Raw genomic sequence first — 21,519 nt, 5'->3', positions numbered from 1 at the left:
CGCGGCATCGGCGTGGACAGCGCGCCACGGCGGACCCATGTTGCCTTGCCCACACCCGACGGTCCGCCGGCGGAAGGCGGTTGATCAGCGGCGGCGGGGGTGTGTTGGATGGGCGGCGTGAAGACTCAAGTGGTCCAGAGGCGTTCCGTGGTGTGTCCGCGGCCGGTGCCGGATGCGGCGTTGCGGATCTTCCTGTTGCACCACGCGGGGGGATCGCATCTGGCGTACCGCGACTGGCCGGCGCTGTTCCCGGCCGACTGGGAGGTGTGCCTGCTGGAGGCGCCGGGGCGGGGGAGGCTGGCCGACCTGCCGGTGCTGCCCACCGCGGAGCAGGTCGTCACGTTCTTCCTGGAGGATCTGCGGCCCTGGCTCGACCGGCCGTTCGCGGTGTTCGGGCACAGCATGGGCGCCCTGCTCGGTTACGAGCTGACATTGCGGCTGATGGCCGAGGGGCTGCCGCTCCCGGTGTGGCTGGGGCTCTCGGCGCGCGGGGCGCCCCGTGCCGACGGGCACCAGGACGTCGTCCAGCGCCATCTGCTGTCCGACGACGAACTGCGCCGCGTGGTCGGCGCGATGGGCGGCACCCCGCCGGAGGTGCTCGCCGACCCGGGCTGGTGGGCCATGCTCGAACCGCTGCTGCGCAACGACTTCCGGCTCGCCGAGACCTGGCGGCCGGCCCCCGGCACCCCGAAGCTCCCGGTGCCGGTCACCGTCTTCGGCGGCGAACAGGACATCGTCGTACGGCCCGAGCGGCTCGCCGAATGGGCCGGCCACACCGAGCGCTACCTGGGGTTGCGGCTCAGCCCCGGCGACCACTTCTACTTCCGGCACGACACGTGGCAGGTGGTCGACCGGATCGTGGCGGACGTGGCGAAGGTGCGCTAACGCCGCGCGAGGCCGGCGAGCAGCAGGTCGATCATGTGACGGGCCTGGTAGTCGGGGAAGGTGCCGACCCCGATGCACAGGTTGCCGATGGCGAGCATGAGGTCGTAGGCGCGTACGTCCGCGCGGGTGTGGCCGGCGGCGGCGGACGCCGTCAGCAACTGCTCCAGTACGGGCAGCAGGCGCTCGACGAACTCGGCGTGCAGGCTCTCGAACCCGGCCTGGTCCGAACGCATCGCCTCGGCCAGGCCGTGCTTGGTCACCAGGAAGTCGGCGAACTGGTGGACCCACAGCCGCAGGGCCTCGTACGGGGTGTCGGCGGCGGGGGGAGTGTCCGCGGCGGCGGCGAGCGCGCCGAGTTGGTGCCGGAAGACCGCGACCACCAGGTCCGCCCGGGTGGGGAAGTGACGGTAGATGGTGCCCATGCCGAGCCCGGCCTCGGCGGCGATCTCCCGTACGGGGGCGTCCACCCCCGCACGGACGAACACGGCCGCGGCGGCGTCCAGGAGCATCTGCTCGTTCCGGCGGACGTCGGACCGCTTGCGTCGGCCGGTGGAGGGCGGCGGCGTTTCGTCCATGGACATCGAGGACACCCCCTGCTTGTGAAACGGAACGTCGCTCCGTATCGTGGTCTCGTGATGCGGAGCGATGCTCCGTATTTCCAGTATGGCAGCTCACCGCGCCGCACGGGCCCCGACGCCCGTCCAGAAAGGTCGTCACCTCATGTACGACACCACCACGGACGCCCCCGCCTCCCCGACCGTCGCCGTCCGGCCGGTCACCCTCCCCGCCCCCGGCCGCGGCCACGACCTGCAGGTACGGGTCACGGCGCCGACGACCGGACGTGACCTGCCCGTCGTCCTCTTCTCGCACGGCGCGACGCTGACCATGGACGACTACGCGCCCCTGGCCGGCTTCTGGGCCTCGCACGGGTTCGTCGTCGTGCAGCCGACCCACCTCGACTCGCTGGGCCTGCCGCCCGACGACCCGCGCGCGCCGCGCACATGGCGGATCAGGGCCGACGATCTGACCGGCGTCCTGGACCAGCTCGGCACCGTCGAAGCCGAGGTGCCGGGGCTGGCCGGACGCGTCGACCACGACCGCGTCGCGGTCGCCGGGCACTCGTGGGGTGCGCAGACCGCCAGCACACTCGTGGGCGCACGGGTCCTCGACGCCGACGGCACCCCCGGTGCGAGCATGGCCGACCCTCGCGTCAGGGCGGCCGTGCTGCTCTGTCTGCCCGGAACCGGCGGCGCCGACCTGAGCCCGCTCGCGGCCGAGCACTTCCCGTTCATGAACCCGGACTTCGCCGAACTGAAGGCACCGAGCCTGGTGGTCGCCGGTGACCGGGACCAGTCCCCGCTGACGGTGCGGGGCCCCGACTGGTTCACCGACGGCTACCACCTGAGTCCGGGCGCCACCGACCTGCTGACCCTGTTCGGCGCGGAACACGGACTCGGCGGCATCCAGGGCGCCCACGACACGCGGACCACCGACGAAAGCCCCGAGCGCGTCGCCCTCGTCCAGCGCGCCACCTTGGCGTATCTGCGGACCGCGGTGGGCCTCGACGACGCGTGGCCCGCCGTCCGTCGCACCCTGACCGCGGCCGGTGAACCGCTGGGGCGCATCGACCGCAAGTGACGGGCCCGGCCGAAGTCTCCACCCGGGCCTCCAGCCACGGGTGGAGCCGCTCCACCCGGCGGCGGTGCCATCGTGGGGGGCGAGGACGCCCCGCGACGAGGTGCGCGGGGCGCGCAGCGCAGCCGTGGAGGTCCGTCCCATGCGTCATGTCGTGGACACCGCCCTCACCTGGACGTTGTGGGTCTGGGTGGCCGCGGAGTTCCTGCTCCAGGCCCGCCAGTGGCGGCACAGCGCGCGTACCGAGCGCACCGAGTGGCTCAGTTTCGCGCTGTTCGCCGTGCTCATCGGCGGCGGGGTCGCCCTCGCCGGGCCGGTCGGGGACGCGGTGCCCGCGGTGTCGTATCCGGCGCACGGACCGGTGCTGCGGGTGACGGTGCTGGTGGTGGCGTGGGCCGGGATCGCGTTGCGGCTGTGGGCGATCGTGGCGCTGGGCCGGTTCTTCCGGGGCACGGTGCACATCCAGCAGGGCCACCGGGTGGTCACCTCGGGCCCTTACCGGTGGGTGCGGCACCCGGCGTACAGCGGTCTGCTGCTGGCCGGGTCGGCCTTCGCCGTGCTGCTGGGCAACGGCGCTTCCTGGCTGCTGTTCGCGGTGTGCGCGTTGGTCGCGGTGGGGTACCGGATCCGCGTGGAGGAGCGGATGCTGCTCGACGCGCTGGGCGAGGAGTACCGCTCGTACGCCGCCCGGACCCGGCGGCTGGTGCCCGGTGTGTGGTGAGGACGGGGGAATAACGGACCCGGGGCCCCTGTTGTCCACCCTCCGGACAGCGACACCCGGACAGTGACGAGGCGGTACGGAAACCCCATGTGGAACGGCGAGCGACTCGACCTGGACGCCTACCTGGACCGCCTGGGGTACGACGGCGACCGCACCCCGGGCCTGGCGACGTTGCGGGCGCTGCACCGGGCCCACGTGCTCACCCTGCGCTGGGACAACCTGGACGTGATCCTGCGCGGCCGGGTCTCCCTGGACCTCGGTGACATCCAGGACAAGCTGGTGCGCCGGGGCCGGGGCGGCTACTGCTTCGAGCACGTGCTGCTCCACGCCGCCGCCCTGGAACGCCTCGGCTTCCGCTTCACCGGGGTGCAGGGGCGGGTCCTGATGGGTTCGGACAAGATCCGTCCGGCCACCCACGCGATGCTGGTGGTGGAGGCCGACGGGGGCCGCTGGCTGAGCGACGTGGGCTTCGGCGCCAGTCCGCTGGAGCCGCTGGAGCTGGTGGACGGCGCCGGCAGCGAGGCCGACGGCTGGCGGCTGCTGCTGCGCGAGCAGGAGGTCACCCCGGGTGCCCGTGGCTGGGCGCTCCACCAGCCCGGCCCCGACGGCGGCTGGATGGTCCGCCACACCTTCACCCTGGACCCGCAGTACCCGGCCGACTACGCCATGGGCAACCACTTCGTCGCCACCGGCGACCACTCGCCGTTCAACCGCCGTCCGTTCCTCCAGCGCCTCTTCCCGGACCGCCTCGAACAGCTCGACGGCCGCACGCTGACCACCACGCGCCCGCACTCCCCGCACCCCGCGACCGTACGGGAACTGGCCCCGCACGAGGTCCCCGAGGTGTGCCGGGACGTCTTCGGCGTCGAACTCGGCCGGGCGGACGCCGAGTTGGTGGTCGCCCGGCTCCGCGCGGCCGACGGCGGGGCGTCGGCGTCGTGACCCGTCAGCCGACCGGGTCCAGCGTGATGTCGTGCCGTACGTCGTCCCCGGCCCGGTCCACCAGCAGGAACTCGGCGCGCGGCGCGTGCGCCGCGCTGGAGGCGATCAGGGTGTAGCCGCCCGGTGCCAGCCCGGGGATACGGTAACGGCCGCCGACCGCCCGCACCGGGGGCCGGCGGTTGCCGCGGTCGGTGACCACGGTGATCCACGCCTCGCAGCCGTCCGGGTGGCGCGGGCAGCTCAGGGTGCCGCCGACGGTGGACGTCGCGCGGGCGCCGGACGCCTGGCCGGCCGTGGCGGGGGAGCCGGTGGTACGGGGCGCGGGCCGGGCGCCGCCCCGGGTGTGGGCGGCCCAGGCGGCGAGCGCGGCGTGCGTCCGGCGGGCCGCCGGGCTGCTCGGGGCGCCGGCGGCCGGGGCGGACGCGGGGGCCGGGGTCGCCGGGGTGACCGGCACGGTGGTGGTCGTCATCCCCCCGGGTGTCGGCGAGTCCGGCCAACACCTCGTCCAGCGCGGCCAGTTCACGTAGCGCGGTGCGCAGCCGGTCCGCCCGGGGGCCGGCCGGGCCGTGCAGCGCCGACTCCAGTTCGTGGACGGCCGGGCTCACCCGCACCCAGGTGCCGCCGCGTTCCCCGCAGGCCACCTGGCGGTCCAGGGCGCGCAGCGACTCGGTGAGGACCTCGGTGACGCGTTCCATCCGGGCGCGCAGCGGCGGTGCGAGGTCGATGTCGACGTCGGCCGCCACGGCCAGCTCGTGGGCGTGCCGGGTGGCGGTACCCAGCAGCGCCAGCAGGTTGTCCCCGGCACGTCCGCGGACCCCGGGCATCCGCACCAGCGGCCGGACCACGCTCCGCACCTGGAGCAGCGCCGCGTCGACCGCGCGGGCGGCGCCGCGCAGCCGGACCGGGGCCTCCGGGTCCCGCCAGCGCTCGGCGACCTGGGTGACCAACTGCTCCAGGGCGGCCAGGTAGCCGCGTTCCGCCTCCCGCGCGACCTTCCGGGTGGACACCGGGAAGACGACGGCGGCGCAGGCCGTGGCCACCACGATGCCCAGCGCGTTGTCCATCAGGCGCTCGGTGAGCAGCCAGTCCATCTTCGGGTACGGCGTGGTGAGCCCGTACAGCTGCACCAGCGCGGTGACCAGGCCCACCACCCAGTACGCGTACTGGCGTTGGATGCCCCAGGAGCCGAAGGTCAGCCCGGCCACGATGACCAGCAGCGTCCAGTAGACGTGTCCGGGGCCGATCAGCCGCAGCAGCGTGATGCCGATCACCGCGCCGACGACGGTGCCGACGACGCGGTGGCCCAGCTTGCGCAGTCGTTCGTGGGTGGTGTTGGTGCCGAACAGGGTGATCATGACGCCGATCAGGCCCCAGTAGAAGCGCTGGGCGTTGAGGGCGTCGGCGATCGGGCAGACGATCGCGGCGGCGATCCCGGCGTGCAGCGGGGCGCGCAGGTACGGCACCGCGCGCCGCCAGCCGCTGCCGCCCTGGTCGGCCAGGCGCCGCGCGGCCGGTCCGGTGCCGGCCGGACGGTTGCGTTCCAGCGCGACGGTGGGCTGGAAGGGCACCTTGGCGCGGGCGGTGGAGGAGTTCCAGCCCAGGCCCAGCCAGTGGGCGAGGGCGTCCGCGAGGGAGTCGAGGAGGTCGCCGACCCGGCGGGCCAGGGCGCGTACCTCGGCCTCGTCGGCGCTGACGGCGGCGGGGGCCTGCGCGGCCTGGCGGCGGATCAGCTCGGCGGCCGGGCGCAGCGCGTCGGCCTCGCCCAGATGCGTGTCGCGGGCGACGACCAGGCCGACCACCATGGCCTCCCGCAGGCTCGTCGGCACGTGCCGGGTGGTCATCCGGCGGACCGCCTGGCCGATGCCCTGGAGGGCGAGTTCGGCGTCGAAGAGGTACTGGTGCAGCAGCTCGGCGACCTCGGGGTCGGCGGCCACCTCGGGCTGGGCGAGGCAGCCGTCGATGGTGACCGTGGTGACGTTGAGCCGGCGCAGCGCGCGCCGCATCCGGGCCACCGCCACCTGCTGGTCGGCGTCCGGGTCGAGGGCGGTGGCGGCGGCGTCGGCGACCCGGCGCGCCTCGACCACGAACGCCCGCTGGGTGCGCAGCAGATCGGCCCGCGGCCGGGGGTAGCACAGCAGCAGCCGCGCGGCGAGCACGGCCGCCGAGGTCACCACGGCGACCACGAAGAGCCACCCGCACAACGCCAGCGGCACGTTCGCCATGACCCCGACCATGAAGGCGTTGAACATCATCATCCCGGCCAGCAGCCCCAGCGTGCCGAACCGGACGAGGAAGAACGCGACCGCGAGTGCCACCACCATCAGGCTCAGTTCGAGCGTGCGGTCCGGGTGGAGCCAGGCGGCGACGGGGAGCGCGGCGGAGTAGGGCACCGGCATCCACAAGATGGCCTTGGCCAGTCGCGGCGCGGTGTTCTCGGCCACCGCGAAGGAGCTCATCATGCCCATCATGCCGCCGACCATCATGGCGAGCATGGCGGGTACCTGCACCACGTGGGACATCGCGTACCCGACGGCCAGCGACACCGACATCGAGACCAGCGCGCGCCACCCGGCCTGGAGGTGGCCGAGACCCGGGTCGGCCGCGAGCACCCAGTCCCACCAGCGTCTCGGCCCGCCGACGCGGCGGGGGGTGAGCGGGCGGGCGGACGGGCCGGGCCGCCCGGGGGCGGCGGTCGTCGCGGCGGTTCGGGTCGCGGGCGTGGTCAACTGGCCTCCGGTTCCAACGCGTTCAGCAGGGTGCAGACGGCTTCACGGGCGACTGCCACGGTGTGCTCGGGATCGTCGACGCCTGCCCGCAGCGCGTCGAGCAGCGCCGCGGCCATCCGCTGCCGGGCCTGCTCCAGCAGTTCCCGGCCGCGCGGGGTGATGTGGGCCATGATCGCCCGCCGGTCCTCGGCGCACCGCCGGCGTTCCACCAGCCCGCGCTCCTCCAGTTCCTGGAGGACCACGGTGACCCGGGGCTGGGTCAGCCCGGTGTACGAGGTCAGCTCGGTGACCCGGCGCGGGTGGTCCTCCAGCGCGTCGAGCGCCGTCGCGGCGCTGCGTGGCAGGCCGAAGTCGCCGGTCTGGAACAGGGTGCGGGAGAGCCGGTTGATGCCGCTGAGCAGGCCTCTGGCGGCGCGCTCGATCCGCTGCTCGTCGGGCGTCGACGAAGAATACATTTCTTAATTATATAACTCACCGATGCAATGCGCGGCGCGGCCCCGCGACCGCGTGCCGTAACGGTCACCCGTCGCCCCGGAAGATTGCGCAATCATGCAACAATGCGGCGACCACGGGGGAAACGTACGTGACCGCGGCGAACGCCCCTGCCGGACGACGCGCGGCCACCGCGCAGTGAGGATGGTGCTTTGAGGTGTCCACCGTGACACGTCGCAGGAACACCGAGCTGGTGCTCATAGTCGGGGCCCTGGCGCTGGGCATGTTCGGCTATGCCGGGGCGACGCTGGCGCTGAACGGCACGGTGCCCGGCTCGCTGTTCGCCACCGGCGGCGGACTCGGCGCCCTGGCGCTCCTGGCCCACCTGGCCGTGCGCCGCTTCGCCCCCTACGCCGACCCGCTGATCCTCCCGCTGGCGGTGCTGCTCTCCGCGCTCGGCCTGATGCTCATCGCCCGGCTCGACATCTCGTACAAGGCCGAGTACCCGCACTCCTCGCCGGGCCGGCCGGACGCCCCCGGGCAGACGATGTGGTTCGCCATCGCCGGTGTCGCCTTCATCGTGGTCACCGTGGCGCTCAAACACCACCGGGTGCTCCAGCGCTACTCGTACGTGACCATGTCCGGCGCGCTGGTGCTGCTGCTGGCCCCGGCGTTCTTCCCCGGCGACACCTTCGGCGCCAAGCGGTGGATCTTCCTCGGGCCGCTCTCCCTGGAGCCGGACGAGTTCGTGAAGATCGCCATCGCCATCTTCTTCGCCGGCTACCTGATGGCCAACCGCGACGCGCTGGCGCTGGCCGGCCGCCGGGTGTGGGGGATGAACCTGCCGCGCGGACGCAACGTCGGCCCGATCCTGGTGGTCTGGGCGATCAGCCTGATGGTGCTGATCTTCGAGAACGACCTGGGCACCTCGCTGATCTTCTTCGGGGTGTTCATCGTGATGCTGTACGTGGCCACCGAACGCACCAGCTGGGTGGTGCTCGGCCTGGTGATGGCGACCGTCGGCGCCGGGGTGGTCGGCTCGCTCGCGCCGCACGTGCGCGGACGCGTGGTCGCCTGGCTGCACCCGATGGACATCTTCCTGCCGCCGGACCGCCGCCCGCCGGGGCTCATCTCCGACCAGGCCGCGCAGGCGCTCTTCAGCTTCGGCAGCGGCGGCGTGACCGGCACCGGCCTCGGCCAGGGCCACCCCTACCTGATCGGCTTCGCGGGGCGGACCGACTTCATCCTCACCACGGTCGGCGAGGAACTCGGGCTCGCCGGGGTCTTCGCCGTGCTGCTGCTCTACCTGCTGCTGGTCGAACGCGGCCTGCGCACCGCCCTGGTGCTCACCGACCCGTTCGGCAAGCTGCTGGCGGTCGGGCTCTCCGCCACCATCGCCCTCCAGGTCTTCGTGGTCACCGGCGGCGTGACCGGGCTGCTGCCGCTCACCGGCAAGGCGCTGCCGTTCCTCGCCAAGGGCGGCTCCTCCACCCTCGCCAACTGGCTGCTCGTCGCCGTCCTGGTCAAACTGAGCGACGCGGCCGGCCGCATCACCCACGAGGAACGCAACCCCCGCCGCGCACCGGCCACTTCGGAGGAGATGACCGCGGTGGTGCCGCGCGCCCTGGCCTGACCCGCACGCCGCCGTCGGCCCGTTGGCCGGTTTCCCACCCCTGCCAGGGCCGGCGCCCTGCCTAGAGTGCTGCCTATGGCGGGAGAAGACGGCACGGGGTGGGAGACGGCGGTCCTGCACGGAGGCCCCGCCGACGGGCTGCGGGTCAAGGTGGTGGGCCGGCCACCGGTCATCGAGGTGACGCAGCCCCGCCCCGTCGAGGCGGCCGGGACGGCCGGGAGGACGACGTATCTCTACCGCCGCGCCCCGGGGGCGGACACCGGACCGGTGCGGTACGGGTACGACGCGGCGGACGCGCCGTGAGTACGGCGGCGGGCGGGCCCGGCCGGTATTCGGTTGCCGGTTCCGGCGATTCGCGGCGATGATGCCGTTATGTCACGAACCTTCGAGGAGCTGCTGGCGGAGGCCGAGGAGGTCTCCGTCGCCGGGTGGGACTTCTCCTGGCTGGACGGGCGGGCCACCGAGGAACGGCCGTCGTGGGGGTACCAGCAGCTGATGAGCGACCGGCTGGCGACCGTGTCGGCGGCGCTGGACGTCCAGACCGGAGGCGGGGAGGTGCTGGCCGGCGCCGCCCGGCTGCCGCCGGCCATGGTCGCCACCGAGTCCTGGCCGCCCAACGTCGCCAAGGCCACCGAGCTGCTCCACCCGCGCGGCGCGATCGTCGTCGCCGACCCCGACGAACCCCCGCTGCCCTTCGCGGACGAGGCGTTCGACCTGGTCACCAGCAGGCACCCGGTCACCGCGTGGTGGTCCGAGATCGCCCGCGTGCTGCGTCCCGGCGGCACCTACCTCGCCCAACACGTCGGCCATTCCAGCGTGTTCGAGCTGGTCGAGTTCTTCCTCGGACCGCAGCCGGAGGAGGTCCGCCGCGCCCGCCACCCCGACGACGAACGCGCCGCGGCCGAGGCGGCCGGGCTGCGCGTCGTCGATCTGCGCTTCGAACGGCTGCGTACCGAGTTCTTCGACGTCGGCGCCGTCGTCTACTTCCTGCGCAAGGTGATCTGGATGGTCCCCGGGTTCACCGTGGAGCGCCACCGCGACCGGCTGCGCGAGCTGCACGAACGCATCGAGCGCGACGGACCCTTCGTGGCCCACTCGACCCGGTTCCTGATCGAGGCCCGCAAACCGGCCTGACGGGCGGCCGTCCACCGGGGACGGCCGCCCGCACCGACCGGTCAGGCCGGCCGCACCAGCTCCAGGTAGTCCTCGCTCCACACGTCCTCGTCGGCGCCCGGCAGCAGCAGCACCCGGTCCGGGCGCAGCGCCCCGATCGCCCCCGGGTCGTGGCTGACCAGCACGATCGCCCCCGGATAGCCGGCCATCGCCGCCAGCACCTCGTCCCGGGAGGCCGGGTCGAGGTTGTTGGTCGGCTCGTCCAGCAGCAGCACGTTGGCCCCGGAGTGCACCAGCCCGGCCAGCACCAGCCGGGTCTTCTCGCCGCCGGAGAGCACCCCGGCAGGCTTCCCCGCGTCGTCCCCGGAGAACAGGAACGCGCCGAGCACCTGCCGCACCTCGTGGTCGCTCAGGCGCGGCGCGGCCACCGCCAGGTTCTCCCGCACCGTACGGTCCGCCCGCAGCGTCTCGTGCTCCTGCGCGAAGTAGCCCAGGCGCAGCCCCGGACCGGCGACCACCCGGCCGGAGTCGGGGGTCTCGTGGCCGGCCAGCAGACGCAGCAGGGTCGTCTTGCCGGCGCCGTTGTGGCCCAGGACGACCAGCCGGCTGCCGCGGTCCACGGCGAGGTCGACGCCGTCGAGCACCCGGTGGTCGCCGTAGGACTTGGTGAGGGCGACCGCGCCCAGCGGGATCCGGCCGCACGGTACGGGTTCGGGCAGCCGGATCCGGGCGGTCCGCTCGGCGCGGCGCACCGGTTCGGTCTCGGCCAGCATGCGGTCGGCGCGGCGGGCCATGTTCCTGGCGGCCACCGCGGTGGCCACGTTGGCCCGTGCCCGGTCGGCCTGGGCGTGGAGCGCGGCGGCCTTGCGTTCGGCGTTGGCCCGCATCCGGGCGCGGCGCCGGTCGTCGGCGGCGCGCTGGGCGAGGTAGGCGTCCCAGCCGGTGTTGTGGACGTCGATCACGGCGCGCCGCGGGTCGAGGTGGAAGACCCGGTTGACGGTCCGCGCCAGCAGCCCGGTGTCGTGGCTGACGATCACCAGGCCGCCGGAACGGCTGGCCAGGAAGGTGTGCAGCCAGGCGACGGAGTCGGCGTCCAGGTGGTTGGTGGGCTCGTCCAGCAGCAGCGTGCCGTGGTCGGCGAAGAGGATGCGGGCCAGCTCCACCCGGCGGCGCTGACCGCCGGAGAGGGTGCCGAGCGGCTGGTCCAGCACCCGCTGCGGCAGCCCGAGCCCGGCCGCGACCCGGGCCGCCTCCGCCTCGGCCGGATAGCCCCCGGCGGCCTGGAACGCGGCCTCCGCGCGCACGTACGCCGCCATGGCCCGGCGCTGCGCCGCACCGGCCGGAGCGGCGGCCATCCGCTCCTCGGCCGCGCGCAACTCCTTGACAGCCCGGTCGAGTCCCCGGGCCGACAGGACGCGGTCGGTGACCGTCACCGCGGGATCGGCCGCCCGGGAATCCTGCGGCAGATGACCCACGGACCCGGTGGCCCGCACCTCGCCCGCCGCCGGACGCGACCGGCCCGCCAGCACGTCGAGCAACGTCGTCTTCCCGGCACCGTTACGGCCCACCAGACCGACACGGTCACCCGGGGCGACATGGAACGACAGATCGGACAACAACAGACGCGCGCCGACACGCACGTCGACACCGCGAACGGTGATCATGTGATGACACTCCGGAACAGCTCAAGGACACACGGGTGGCGTGGAAGCGGGTCCTCAGCTAGGAAATCCGGGGTGTAGACATGCGGCCAGGGTAACGGCGCCGTCGGGCGGGCGCAGCCGAATTACGGCGTGACGGCACCGGGGCCGGGGAGCTGTCGGCCGCGGTCTGATTTGCTGTTTCAGCAAGGTTGATTGCCGCTCCTGAGCGCGTGCGCGCAGGCTGCGTCTCAGCAAGTACCGACTCCTGGCGAGGAGTTGGTACCTGCGGTTCGCAAGCGCGTTACCTGGCAGAAGGGGCGGCAGATGGACAACCGGCACGTCGTGATCATTCCGATCGAGATCGACGAGGAGAGGGAAGAGGCGTATCTCGACGCCTGGCAGGCCGCCGCCGAGGTGATGGCGGCCCAACCCGGTTTCATCCGCACGTACATGTTCCGCACGATCGTCCCGGGCAGCAGGTTCGCCCTGGTCAACGTGGCGGAATGGGAGTCCACCGCGCACTGGGAGGAGGCGATGGACGTCTGCCCGATGATGGGGCAGACGATAGCCGTCGCCCACGCCTCGAACTACGAGGCGATCCGGACGGTGCTGCCCGCCACACGGCACGACGCCCGCACGCCCGCCGACCTGTCCCCGGCCGAGGCGCACCGCCGCGTCGTGGCCGGGGAACTCACGCTGGTCGATGTCCGCGAGGACGACGAATGGGCAGCGCGTCACCCGGCCGGCGCCGTCCACACCGCGCTCGGCACGTTGCCGGCCTCGCTGTCCGAACTGCCCGGCGGCCCGCTGGCCTTCATCTGCCGCACGGGCGCGCGCAGTGTGCGGGCCGGCGAGCAGGCGATCCGCGCGGGCCGGTCCTTTGTCCACAACGTGGCGGGCGGCCTCGCGGCATGGGAGGCGGCAGGGCTGCCGGTCACCCGCCCCGGCCGCCAGGACGCGGTGGACGACGGCGACGGCGCCGGAACCGCCGCCCGCTGAGCCGGACCTTCCCGGAAAGGAAACCAACCCACCTACAACGTAAGGAGCCACCCCGTGTTCTTCATCGACACCCTGGAGTTCGAGGGCCTGGGCAACCGCAGTTACCTGGCCGGCGGCCGAAAGGCGGCGGTCGCCATCGATCCGCCGCGCGACGTCGACCAGGTGATCGCCCTCGCCGCCCGGCGAGGGGTGCGCATCGCCTACGTGGCCGAGACGCACCTGCACAACGACTACGTCACCGGCGGGCTGGAACTGGCCCGCCTGACCGGCGCCCGCTACCTGGTCCCCGCCGACGCCCACGTCTCCTTCGCCCGCACCCCCGTCACCGACGGCGACATCCGCGAGGTGGACGAGGACCTGGTGCTGCGGGCGATCGCCACCCCCGGCCACACCCCGCACCACACCTCGTACGCGCTGGAGGAGGGCGGCCGCGCGGTGGCGGCCTTCACCGGCGGCTCGCTGCTGATCGGCACCGTGGGACGTCCGGACCTGGTGGACCCGCGGCTGACCGAGCACCTGGCCCGCGCGCAGCACGCCTCCGCCCACCGGCTGGCGGCAACCCTCGACGACGAGGTGCCCGTGCTGCCCACGCACGGCTTCGGCAGCTTCTGCTCCTCCTCGCAGGCCGAGGGCGACGCGACCACGATCGGCAGGGAACGCGCCGGCAACGACGCCCTCACCCTGGACGTGGACACCTTCGTCGAACGGATCCTGGCCGGACTGGAGGACGTCCCCGCCTACTACACGCACATGGGCCCGGCCAACGCCGCCGGCCCCGTGCCGGTCGACCTGACCCCGCCCGAACCCGCCGACGCCGCGCGGATCGCCGAACGGCTGGCGGCGGGCGAGTGGGTGGTGGACCTGCGCAGCCGGGTCGCCTTCGCGGCCGGCCATGTCGCCGGGTCGTTCAACTTCGAGGGCACCGGCAAACTGGCCACCTATCTGGCCTGGTTGATCCCGTGGGGCAAGCCGGTCACCCTGCTCGCCGAGACCCCCGAGCGGATCGCCGCCGCGCAGCGGGAGTTGGCCCGGGTCGGCATCGACCGCCCGACCGCCGCCGCCACCGGGGATCCCGTCACCTGGGTCCGCGAGGGCGAACACCTCGCCTCGTTCCCCCGGGCCCGCTTCGCCGACCTCGCCGACGCGTACGAACGCGGCGAGGACGTGGTGGTGCTCGACGTGCGCCGGGATTCCGAGCGCGCGGGCGGCTTCGTCGAGGGCTCGGCGCACATCCCGCTCCACGAACTGCACGGCCGCTCCGGCGAGGTGCCGGACGGCACGGTGTGGGTGCACTGCGCCGGTGGTATGCGCGCGGCGATCGCCGCCTCCCTGCTGGACGCGGCCGGACGGAAGGTCGTCGCCGTCGACGACGCCTTCGAGGCCGCCGCCGACGCGGGCCTGCGCGTCACCCGGCCGTGAACCCCCGCCCCACCCGCACAGAAGGCACGCGATGTTCCCCCTGTCCTCCCGCCACGGTTCCGGCCGCCCGGCCCTCGAACAGGCCCATCCCTCCCGAGTCGTCGACGGCCCCACCGTTGCCGCCGGACGTCCGGACGACCCCCGAGTGGCGGGCCGCACGCTCCACGGCGCGCAGCGCTTCGCCCTCGCGCCGATAGGCCCCGGCGCGATACCGGGCGAGCGGCGTCGGCACGGCGTGCGGCGTGCCGTCCGGCTCCACGCGGCCGGCGGCGGTCGGCACCGTGGGCGGATGTCGTGACCGCGCTGATCCTGGCCCTGATCGCGGGGGCCGTCGTGGGCCTGGCGCTCGGCGCGCTCGGCGGCGGCGGAAGTGTGCTGGCGGTGCCCGCGCTGATCTACCTGCTCGGCTTCACCCCCGCCGCGGCGACCACCGCCAGCCTGATCATCGTCACCGTCACCTCCGTGACCGCGCTGTACGCGCACGCCCGGGCCGGGACGGTGCGGTGGAAGGCCGGAGCGGCGTTCGCAGCCGCCGGGATCCTCCCGGCGGCTGCCGCCGGAGCCCTCACCGCCCACGTGCCCCAAGCCGTCCTCACCATCGCCTTCGCCATGACAGCCGTGCTGTGCGCCGTCACCATGCTGCGGCCCGCCGGCACCGCCCGCCGTGGAAGCGGTGAGGTGCGGCCGGGCAGGGCGGCCGGGGTCGGTGCCGGACTGGGCACGCTGACCGGGCTGCTCGGTGTGGGCGGCGGCTTCCTCGCCGTCCCCGCCCTGGTCACCGTCCTGGCCTTCGAGATGGAGGCGGCGGTCGGTACCAGCCTGCTGGTCATCACCGCCAACTCCCTGGCTTCGCTGGCCACTCGCCGCGGCGCCGCCGCCTCGCTCGACTGGGCGGTGATCGGCCCGTTCATCGCCGCCGCGATCCTGGGCGCCTGGGACGGCAAGCGCGTGGCCGCGAAGGTCGCCGGGCCCCGGTTGCAGCGCGTCTTCGCGGTGGTCCTGCTGGCCGTGGCCGCCTCGATGGTCGCCGACGCCGTGACGTGACGGCGGCTGCGGCCGGTGCCAACTCCTGGGCGCTCACCGGGTGTCGGGCCGCTGCGCCAGGTTCCTCTCCACCTTCGACAGGATCCGCGCGAACTCCTCGCGTTCGGCCTCGTCCAGACCCTTCAGCGTCTGCTCCTTCAACTGCCCCCACGCCTTGGCGACGTGGGGGCGCAGGGCGTAGCTCTCCGCCGATGCCTCGACCAGCAGGACCCGCCGGTCGTGCGGGTCGCGTTCGCGTGTGACGTGCCCGCTCTGCTCCAGTCGCCGCAGCATCAGGGCCACGGTGGACGGGTCGAGGTCGAGCATCTTCGTCAGCTCGGACTGGCGCACCGGGCCCGCGTCCCACAGGGCCATCATCATGAACTCCTGGCCGGAGCAGAGGCTGGTGGGGCGCAGCAGCCGGCTGCCGGACAGCCGGTGCAGGCGGGAGACCCGTTGGCCGACCAATGATTGCTGGCGGTGTGCCGCACCCGTGCCCGCCGCAGCCGAGAGGAGCCGCTGTGACCAGTGCTTTCGACCCGATCGACCTCGCGGGGACCCGCCTGCGCAACCGCATCGTCATGCCCGCGATGGGACGTGCCCGGGCGTACGGACCGGGTAACACGGCCACCGACTCCATGGCCGAGTACTACGCGCAACGCGCCACGGCGGGCTTGATCATCACCGAGTCCTCACAGGTCTCCGTGGTCGGTCAGGGGTTCCCGGACACCCCGGGGCTGCACACCGCGCGGCAGGTCGCCGCCTGGCGCCGGGTCACCGAGGCCGTGCACGCCGAGGGCGGGACGATCTTCGCCCAGCTCTCCCACGTCGGCAGGGTCGGCGACCCCGCCCTCCTGCCCGACGGCCTGGCGCACGTCGCGCCGTCGGCCGTCGCCGCGCCCGGCCAGGTGTTCACCAAGGACGGGATGCGGGACTTCCGCACCCCGCGTGAACTGACCTCGCGGGAAGTGCGTGAGACGATCGCGGATTTCGTCACCGCCGCGCGCAACGCCGTCGACGCGGGGTTCGACGGCGTCGACTGCACGGCGCCTACGGCTACTTGATCCACCAGTTCCTCGCCCCCAACACCAACCTGCGCACCGACGAGTGGGGCGGCTCGGTGGAGGGCCGCGCCCGGTTCGCCGTGGAGGTGGCCGCGGCCGTCTCCGCCGCCATCGGCGCGCGGCGGACGGGGATGCGCCTCTCGCCCGGGACCCCGTACAACGGAACCCACGAGCCCGACGCCGAGCCCGTCTCCACCCACCTGGTCCGCCGGCTCGACGACCTCGGCCTGGCCTATCTGCACCTCGTCGAAGGCTCCCGCGACCTGACCGACGTCCTGCGCAAGGAGTTCCACGGCACCTTCATCCTCAACCCCGCCGCCCCCGCCACCCCGGGCTTCACCGGCGAAGACACCCTGTCACTCGTCGAGGACGGCACCGCCGACATGCTGTCGTTCGGCGCGCTCTTCCTCGCCAACCCCGACCTCCCCGCCCGCCTGCGCGCCGGCGGACCCTACAACACACCGGACCGGGCGACCTACTACGGCGGCGACGACAAGGGGTACACCGACTACCCCACCCTGTGAGCCCGGCCCCGGCGACAGGGGCGGGCGATCGGTCGGTACGTCCCAGGACGAGGCGGCGGCCACCCGGACCGGGCGCGTCGCGCGCGACGGTCCGGGCGGCCGGTGACCTCGGGCGTCAGGGCCCGGGAAGGCGCCCGTCAGAACACGAACGGGCCGGGGGACTGCGCCGAGGTGGCCGTACAGGTGGCCGTCACGCCGAAGACGGTGACCTGGAGCGAGCTGGCCTGGAGGCTGTCCCCGGACTGCACGGTGCCGGCCAGCGGGCCGGTGGAGACCGCGGAGCCGGCCGGGATGTCGGGGTTGGAGTCGCCGCTGAAGGTCACCGTGCTCGAGTCGGCGTTGGTCATCGTCAGCACCGAGCTGACCGAGCCCGCCGAGATGGGGATGGGCGCGGTGATCGCCGAGGTGGACAGGGAGATGGTGGCCGAGGTGCCGTCCTGGGTGGCGGTCAGCGTCGCCGAACCGGAGCCGTACGCGCCGCAGTCGAAGGAGATGGTGGCCGTGGTCGGTGTCACCGCGGGCGCCGCCGCGGCGGCGAGCGGTGCCATGGCCAACGCGATGGCGCCGACGCCGAGCGCCGCGCCGATGCCTAAGGTGCCTGATCGCATGACGGGATCCCTTCCGGTTCACGGGGGTGCAGGGACCGGCGACGCCGACTGCCGTGCGGATGCGTCACGAGCCGTGGTACCGCGAGGGGGCCGCTCCTCCCGCCGGACGAACGGCTCGGCGGGAACGCGTGGTCGGGGCCCTTCGCTGACGGGCAGTCAGCCAACCGGGGCCCTGTCATTGATGCACGGCCACCGTGAGAGGACAAGGGCCGCCCCGGAGATTCTTTGTCGTGTCCCCGTCATCATCCGGTTGTCAAGGCCACCGTCATGCGACATGACCCCGTCATGGCCGCGCGGGGCGCCCGGCCACCCCGCGAACGGGGCCCCGCTACCCCGCGAACGGGGCCCCGCTACCCCGCGAACGGGGCCCCGCTACCCCGCCAACCCGTCGAAAGCCACCCGCAGATGGCGCGGCCCCCGCAGCACCGGACTCGGCCGGTACGGCGGCGGGTCCTCCGCCAACCGCGGGTTCTCCAGCCGCCGGACCAGCTCGCTGAGCGCGGTCTGCGCCTCCAGCCGGGCCAGCGGCGCGCCGAAGCAGGCGTGCACCCCGAAGCCGAACCCCAGGTGCTGGTTGTCGGGGCGCGCCGGGTCGAAGCGGTCGGGGTCGGCGAAGCGTTCCGCGTCCCGGTTGGCCGAGGCGAGCAGCAGCCACACCGCGGCCCCCTTGGGGATCACCGTGCCGGCCAGCTCGATCTCGGCCAGCGTGGTGCGCTGCGGCAGCACGTGCACCGGGGGTTCGTACCGCAGCAACTCCTCCACCAGCCCCGGGGCCGTCCCCGGGTCCTCGCGCAACCGTCGCAGTTCCTCGGGGTGGCGCAGCAGGGTGAGCATGCCGTTGGTGATCAGGTTGACGGTGGTCTCGTGGCCGGCGATCAGCAGCAGCACCGCGGTGCTGATCAGCTCGACCAGCGACAGCCGTCCCTCCGGCCCCTCGTCGGTGGCGAGTTGGGAGAGCATGTCGTCGCCGGGGTGGCGCTGGTGCTCCTCGATCAGCCCGGCCAGGTACTGGCCCAGCTCCAGGCGGCTGCGTCGCACCGAACGCCGCTGCTCGGCCGCGTCCTCGGCCGGTGACAGCCCGGCCACCACGGCGTCCACCAGCCCGCGGAAACGCGGCTCGTCCTCCTTGGGCACCCCCAGCAGCCGGCAGATCACCGTCACCGGGAACGGGTAGGCGAAGTCGTCCACCACGTCGAACTCGCCCCGCCCGGCCAGGCCGTCGACCAGTCCGGTGACGATCCGGGAGAGCTCGCCCCGCATGTCGTGGATCCGCCGGGGGCTGTGCGGCGGGCCGAACGGACGCATCGCCAGCCGCCGCAGCCGGTCGTGGTCGGGCGGATCGAGCCGGATGAAGCTGGGCGGCAGGGTGGACTCCTCGGTGTCCGAGGCGAGCAACGGGTTGGCGCCGGGCGCCAGATTGCGGGCGTCGGAGCTGATCCTCGGGTCGTGCAGCAGCTCGCGCACCGCCCAGTAGGTGGTCACCAGGAAGATCCCGGTCTCCTCGTCGCGCACCACCGGGGTGTGGCGCAGCCCGGCGTACACCGGGTACGGGTCGGCGCGGTTGGCGTAGTCGGTGATCCGCTGCACCGGGCTGGAGGACGGCATGGGGACGGACTCCTCGGATGGTCGGTCAGGCCCGGGACGGGGTGAAGACGACCCGCCGCTCGCTGGGCGAGTGACCGGTCAGGGTGACGCTGGCGCCGTGCGTGGGCAGCGCCGGGTCGGGGAAGCCGGCCGGCACCGGCCGCAGCCCCTCCGGCCGCCGGTCCACGGCGGGGAACTCCGGCGGGAACGGCGCCGCCTCCTCGATGAGCTTGGCGTAGAACCCCATCCACTTGGCGTGGTCGAAGCCGACCGCCGCGATCACCCGCCCCCGGTACCCGTACGCGGCGACGAACCGGCGCTCGGCCAACGAGCCCTGGGTGACGAGGAGTTCGTCGGCCATCGAGGGCACCCCGACCGACTTGATGTTCACCCCGAACTGCGAGGACCAGAACGCCGGCATCCACAGGTGCGGCCGGCGCTCCGGGCCCGGGCTCACCATGTTGTGCGCCGCGATCGCGGCCTGCTCCACCGCGTTGCCCCAGTGCTCCAGCGAGATGAACTGGTAGCCGAAGAGCGGATGCGGGGTGCGGGCCACGTCACCGGCGGCGAAGACGTCGTCGGTGACGATGCCGTGCACGTCGAAGGCGCGGCAGCCGGCGTCGCAGGCGATGCCGCGCGGACCCGCCGCCAGCCCCGACCCGGCCAGCCACGCGGTGTTGCGCACTGCGCCGAGGGCCACCACGGCCACGTCCACGTCGAGCACCGTGCCGTCCGACAGATGGGCCCGGCGCAGCCGCCCGGCCGGGTCGCCCTCCAGCGCGGTCACCATGATCCCGCAGCGCAGGTCGACCCCGTGGTCGCGCTGGAGGTCCGCGGCGACCGCGCCGACCACCCCGCCGAGCGCCCCCACCAGCGGGGCCGCGCCGCGCTCCGCCACGGTGACCGCCACCCCGCGTTCCCGGCACGCCGAGGCGATCTCCGAACCGGTGAAACCGGCCCCGATGACCAGCACCCGGCGCGGCCGTCCGGCCAGCCGCCGGGTCAGCCGCGCCGCGTCGTCCCGGGTACGCAGCACGTGCACCCCGTCGAGCGCGGCCTCGGTCTCGTGCGGCCAGGGGCGGGAGCGGACCCCGGTGGCGATCAGCAGCCGGTCGAACTCCACCGCGTCACCGTCGGCGAGCAGCACCCGCTTGCCGTCCAGGTCCAGGCCGGTGGCGGCCACCCCGAGCCGCCAGTGGGCGTCCACCGGACGCCGCCGGGGCAGCCCGGTGTCCTCCGGGCGCACCCGGCCGAGCAGCACCTGCTTGGAGAGCGGCGGCCGGTCGTACGGCTCGTACGGCTCGTCGCCGATCACGGTCAGCGAGCCGGTGAACCCCTCGTCGCGCAACTGCTCGGCGGCGCGCAGCCCGGCCAGCGAGGCGCCGACGATCACGATGCGGCCGTCGCGGCGGAGCGCCCGTACGGCGTCGTCACCGGCCATCGGAGCCCGCCTCCTCCGGCCGCCGCGCGGGGTCGACGAGGATCGCCTGCACCGGACAGGCCGCGGCGGCCCGCAGTACGTCCTCCCGGCGGGACTCGGCCACCCGCGGCTCGTACAGCAGCGCCTCCTCGCCGTGGAGCGAGAAGACCTCCGGCGCCAGGAAGACGCACTGGGCGTACGCCTGGCAGCGGTTGAGATCGACGACAAGCCTCATGCCGGCCCTGCCTTCCTCCGCCGTCCGCGGGCACACCGCCCGGACGCCCCGGCGGCAACCCCGCGCCCACCCTGCCGTCCCGCCCGCCGCCCGGCACCCGGGTCCGGGCCGCCGGAACGCCGCGGGGACGGGCGAACCGGCAGGTCGCGGCGGGGTCCGGGGACGCGCAACGGGGCTGGGCCGAACGGATGAGGCGGTGCGCCGGGCGGCTACAGCGCGGGCAGGCCGTGCTCCAGGGCGTCGAACGCGGCGTGCATCCGGGCGCGGTGGTCGTCGGCGAGGTCGGCGGCGCGCTCACCGGCGAGCAGCCGGCCGGCGGTGGCCAGGTAGACCGTGCGGTAGGCGGCGACGACGAGGGCCGCGACGAGGCCGGGGGCGGGCGAGCCGGGGGCCTGGCCGGTGGTCTCCGCGATCGCGGTGGCCAGCGCGGTCTCCAGCTCCTCGACGGCCTCCCGGGCCCGGGCGCGCAGCGCGGGGGAGGCGAGGACGATCCGCCAGAAGTCGGGGAAGTCGTCGTCGACCGCGCCGAGCGGGTGGTGCCGCTCGGCCAGGTCGCACGCCAGGCGGCGCAGCGCGGCCAGCGGACCCTCGTCCGGCGCGCGGTCGCGTACCGCGCCGGTGAACAGCTCGATCGCCTCCGGGATCCGGTCGATGAACAGGTCCTCCTTGCGCGGGAAGTGGTTGAAGACGGTCATCGCCGAGACGTCGGCGGCCTCGGCGATCTGGGCCACGGTGACGTTGTCGAAGCCGCGCTCGACGATCAGCTCGGTGGCCACGTCGGAGATCCGCTGCCGGGTCTCGCGCTTCTTGCGTTCGCGCAGCGTCGGCTTCTTCCCGCCCGGTGTCCGCTCCGCGGGGCGCCCGGGGTCGTGTCGTCCCTCACTCATGAGGAAATTATATCGACCACATAGTT

General features: G+C 73.9%; 19 protein-coding genes and 2 pseudogenes. 11 read left to right on the top strand and 10 right to left on the bottom strand.

The window, feature by feature from the left end; genetic code table 11:
* Window positions 1-117: 117 nt before the first annotated feature.
* Window positions 118-885, top strand: coding sequence for a thioesterase II family protein (locus SCATT_RS31125; protein WP_231904913.1), 768 nt, complete (start codon window positions 118-120; stop codon window positions 883-885).
* Here the strand turns inward: SCATT_RS31125 and SCATT_RS31120 are convergent.
* Window positions 882-1,466, bottom strand: a complete 585-nt coding sequence (locus SCATT_RS31120) for a TetR/AcrR family transcriptional regulator (protein WP_014151404.1) — start codon at window positions 1,464-1,466, stop codon at window positions 882-884. The genes SCATT_RS31125 and SCATT_RS31120 overlap by 4 nt on opposite strands.
* Before the next feature lie 139 nt (window positions 1,467-1,605).
* On the opposite strand from SCATT_RS31120, the gene SCATT_RS31115 reads away from it, so the two are divergent.
* The 3 genes from SCATT_RS31115 to SCATT_RS37170 all read left to right on the top strand — a co-directional run bounded on the left by SCATT_RS31115 (window position 1,606) and on the right by SCATT_RS37170 (window position 4,183).
* Window positions 1,606-2,523 (top strand): alpha/beta hydrolase family protein, encoded by a 918-nt coding sequence (locus SCATT_RS31115; RefSeq protein WP_014151405.1) that lies wholly within the window; start codon window positions 1,606-1,608, stop codon window positions 2,521-2,523.
* Between the two features lie 139 nt (window positions 2,524-2,662).
* Window positions 2,663-3,241 (top strand): methyltransferase family protein, encoded by a 579-nt coding sequence (locus tag SCATT_RS40485; RefSeq protein ID WP_014151406.1) that lies wholly within the window; start codon window positions 2,663-2,665, stop codon window positions 3,239-3,241.
* An 87-nt stretch (window positions 3,242-3,328) separates the two neighbouring features.
* Window positions 3,329-4,183, top strand: a complete 855-nt coding sequence (locus SCATT_RS37170; RefSeq protein WP_014151407.1) for an arylamine N-acetyltransferase family protein — start codon at window positions 3,329-3,331, stop codon at window positions 4,181-4,183.
* Window positions 4,184-5,274: 1,091 nt separating this feature from the next.
* Here the strand turns inward: SCATT_RS37170 and SCATT_RS39935 are convergent.
* Both SCATT_RS39935 and SCATT_RS31100 read right to left on the bottom strand, forming a co-directional pair.
* A pseudogene (locus SCATT_RS39935) lies at window positions 5,275-5,538 on the bottom strand (FUSC family protein); the annotation flags it as partial.
* A 1,367-nt stretch (window positions 5,539-6,905) separates the two neighbouring features.
* Window positions 6,906-7,364: a MarR family winged helix-turn-helix transcriptional regulator gene (locus SCATT_RS31100; RefSeq protein ID WP_014151409.1), complete on the bottom strand. Its 459-nt coding sequence runs from the start codon at window positions 7,362-7,364 to the stop codon at window positions 6,906-6,908.
* Window positions 7,365-7,624: 260 nt separating this feature from the next.
* Between SCATT_RS31100 and SCATT_RS31095 the strand changes: the two genes are divergently transcribed.
* From SCATT_RS31095 to SCATT_RS31085, 3 genes are all read left to right on the top strand, one after another.
* A complete protein-coding gene (locus SCATT_RS31095; protein WP_078590570.1) occupies window positions 7,625-8,974 on the top strand; it encodes an FtsW/RodA/SpoVE family cell cycle protein in 1,350 nt (449 codons plus the stop codon).
* Window positions 8,975-9,049: 75 nt separating this feature from the next.
* Entirely contained in the window at window positions 9,050-9,277 is a 228-nt protein-coding gene (locus SCATT_RS31090) for a hypothetical protein (RefSeq protein WP_014151411.1), read from the top strand.
* A 69-nt stretch (window positions 9,278-9,346) separates the two neighbouring features.
* A complete protein-coding gene (locus SCATT_RS31085) occupies window positions 9,347-10,108 on the top strand; it encodes a class I SAM-dependent methyltransferase (protein ID WP_014151412.1) in 762 nt (253 codons plus the stop codon).
* Between the two features lie 41 nt (window positions 10,109-10,149).
* Here SCATT_RS31085 and SCATT_RS31080 read toward each other — a convergent pair whose 3' ends face one another.
* Window positions 10,150-11,751: an ABC-F family ATP-binding cassette domain-containing protein gene (locus SCATT_RS31080; protein ID WP_014151413.1), complete on the bottom strand. Its 1,602-nt coding sequence runs from the start codon at window positions 11,749-11,751 to the stop codon at window positions 10,150-10,152.
* 303 nt (window positions 11,752-12,054) lie between these two features.
* Here SCATT_RS31080 and SCATT_RS31075 point away from each other — a divergent pair, with 303 nt between their 5' ends.
* The 3 genes from SCATT_RS31075 to SCATT_RS31060 all read left to right on the top strand — a co-directional run bounded on the left by SCATT_RS31075 (window position 12,055) and on the right by SCATT_RS31060 (window position 15,192).
* Window positions 12,055-12,729 (top strand): rhodanese-like domain-containing protein, encoded by a 675-nt coding sequence (locus SCATT_RS31075; protein WP_014151414.1) that lies wholly within the window; start codon window positions 12,055-12,057, stop codon window positions 12,727-12,729.
* A 54-nt stretch (window positions 12,730-12,783) separates the two neighbouring features.
* Window positions 12,784-14,148 (top strand): rhodanese-like domain-containing protein, encoded by a 1,365-nt coding sequence (locus SCATT_RS31070; RefSeq protein WP_014151415.1) that lies wholly within the window; start codon window positions 12,784-12,786, stop codon window positions 14,146-14,148.
* 294 nt (window positions 14,149-14,442) lie between these two features.
* Entirely contained in the window at window positions 14,443-15,192 is a 750-nt protein-coding gene (locus tag SCATT_RS31060; RefSeq protein ID WP_014151416.1) for a sulfite exporter TauE/SafE family protein, read from the top strand.
* A 33-nt stretch (window positions 15,193-15,225) separates the two neighbouring features.
* Here the strand turns inward: SCATT_RS31060 and SCATT_RS31055 are convergent, their stop codons facing one another.
* Entirely contained in the window at window positions 15,226-15,639 is a 414-nt protein-coding gene (locus SCATT_RS31055; protein ID WP_014151417.1) for a MarR family winged helix-turn-helix transcriptional regulator, read from the bottom strand.
* Between the two features lie 53 nt (window positions 15,640-15,692).
* Here SCATT_RS31055 and SCATT_RS31050 point away from each other — a divergent pair.
* Window positions 15,693-16,759: pseudogene (locus SCATT_RS31050) on the top strand (alkene reductase).
* A 137-nt stretch (window positions 16,760-16,896) separates the two neighbouring features.
* On the opposite strand, the gene SCATT_RS31045 reads toward SCATT_RS31050, so the two are convergent.
* The 5 genes from SCATT_RS31045 to SCATT_RS31025 form a co-directional block, all read right to left on the bottom strand.
* The gene (locus tag SCATT_RS31045; RefSeq protein WP_014151420.1) at window positions 16,897-17,367 is read right to left on the bottom strand and encodes a hypothetical protein; all 471 of its coding nucleotides are present in this window, start codon (window positions 17,365-17,367) and stop codon (window positions 16,897-16,899) included.
* A 372-nt stretch (window positions 17,368-17,739) separates the two neighbouring features.
* Window positions 17,740-18,972, bottom strand: coding sequence for a cytochrome P450 (locus SCATT_RS31040; protein ID WP_014151421.1), 1,233 nt, complete (start codon window positions 18,970-18,972; stop codon window positions 17,740-17,742).
* A gap of 25 nt (window positions 18,973-18,997) precedes the next feature.
* Window positions 18,998-20,392 (bottom strand): NAD(P)/FAD-dependent oxidoreductase, encoded by a 1,395-nt coding sequence (locus tag SCATT_RS31035; RefSeq protein ID WP_014151422.1) that lies wholly within the window; start codon window positions 20,390-20,392, stop codon window positions 18,998-19,000.
* Window positions 20,382-20,606 (bottom strand): ferredoxin, encoded by a 225-nt coding sequence (locus SCATT_RS31030; RefSeq protein WP_014151423.1) that lies wholly within the window; start codon window positions 20,604-20,606, stop codon window positions 20,382-20,384. Before SCATT_RS31030 ends, SCATT_RS31035 begins: the two co-directional genes overlap by 11 nt.
* Before the next feature lie 209 nt (window positions 20,607-20,815).
* Window positions 20,816-21,493 (bottom strand): TetR/AcrR family transcriptional regulator, encoded by a 678-nt coding sequence (locus tag SCATT_RS31025; RefSeq protein WP_014151424.1) that lies wholly within the window; start codon window positions 21,491-21,493, stop codon window positions 20,816-20,818.
* Window positions 21,494-21,519 lie beyond the last annotated feature (26 nt).

This window comes from Streptantibioticus cattleyicolor NRRL 8057 = DSM 46488, assembly GCF_000240165.1.
GTDB classification, from domain to species: Bacteria; Actinomycetota; Actinomycetes; order Streptomycetales; family Streptomycetaceae; genus Streptantibioticus; species Streptantibioticus cattleyicolor.
This window is presented reverse-complemented; position numbering and strand designations above follow the sequence as displayed.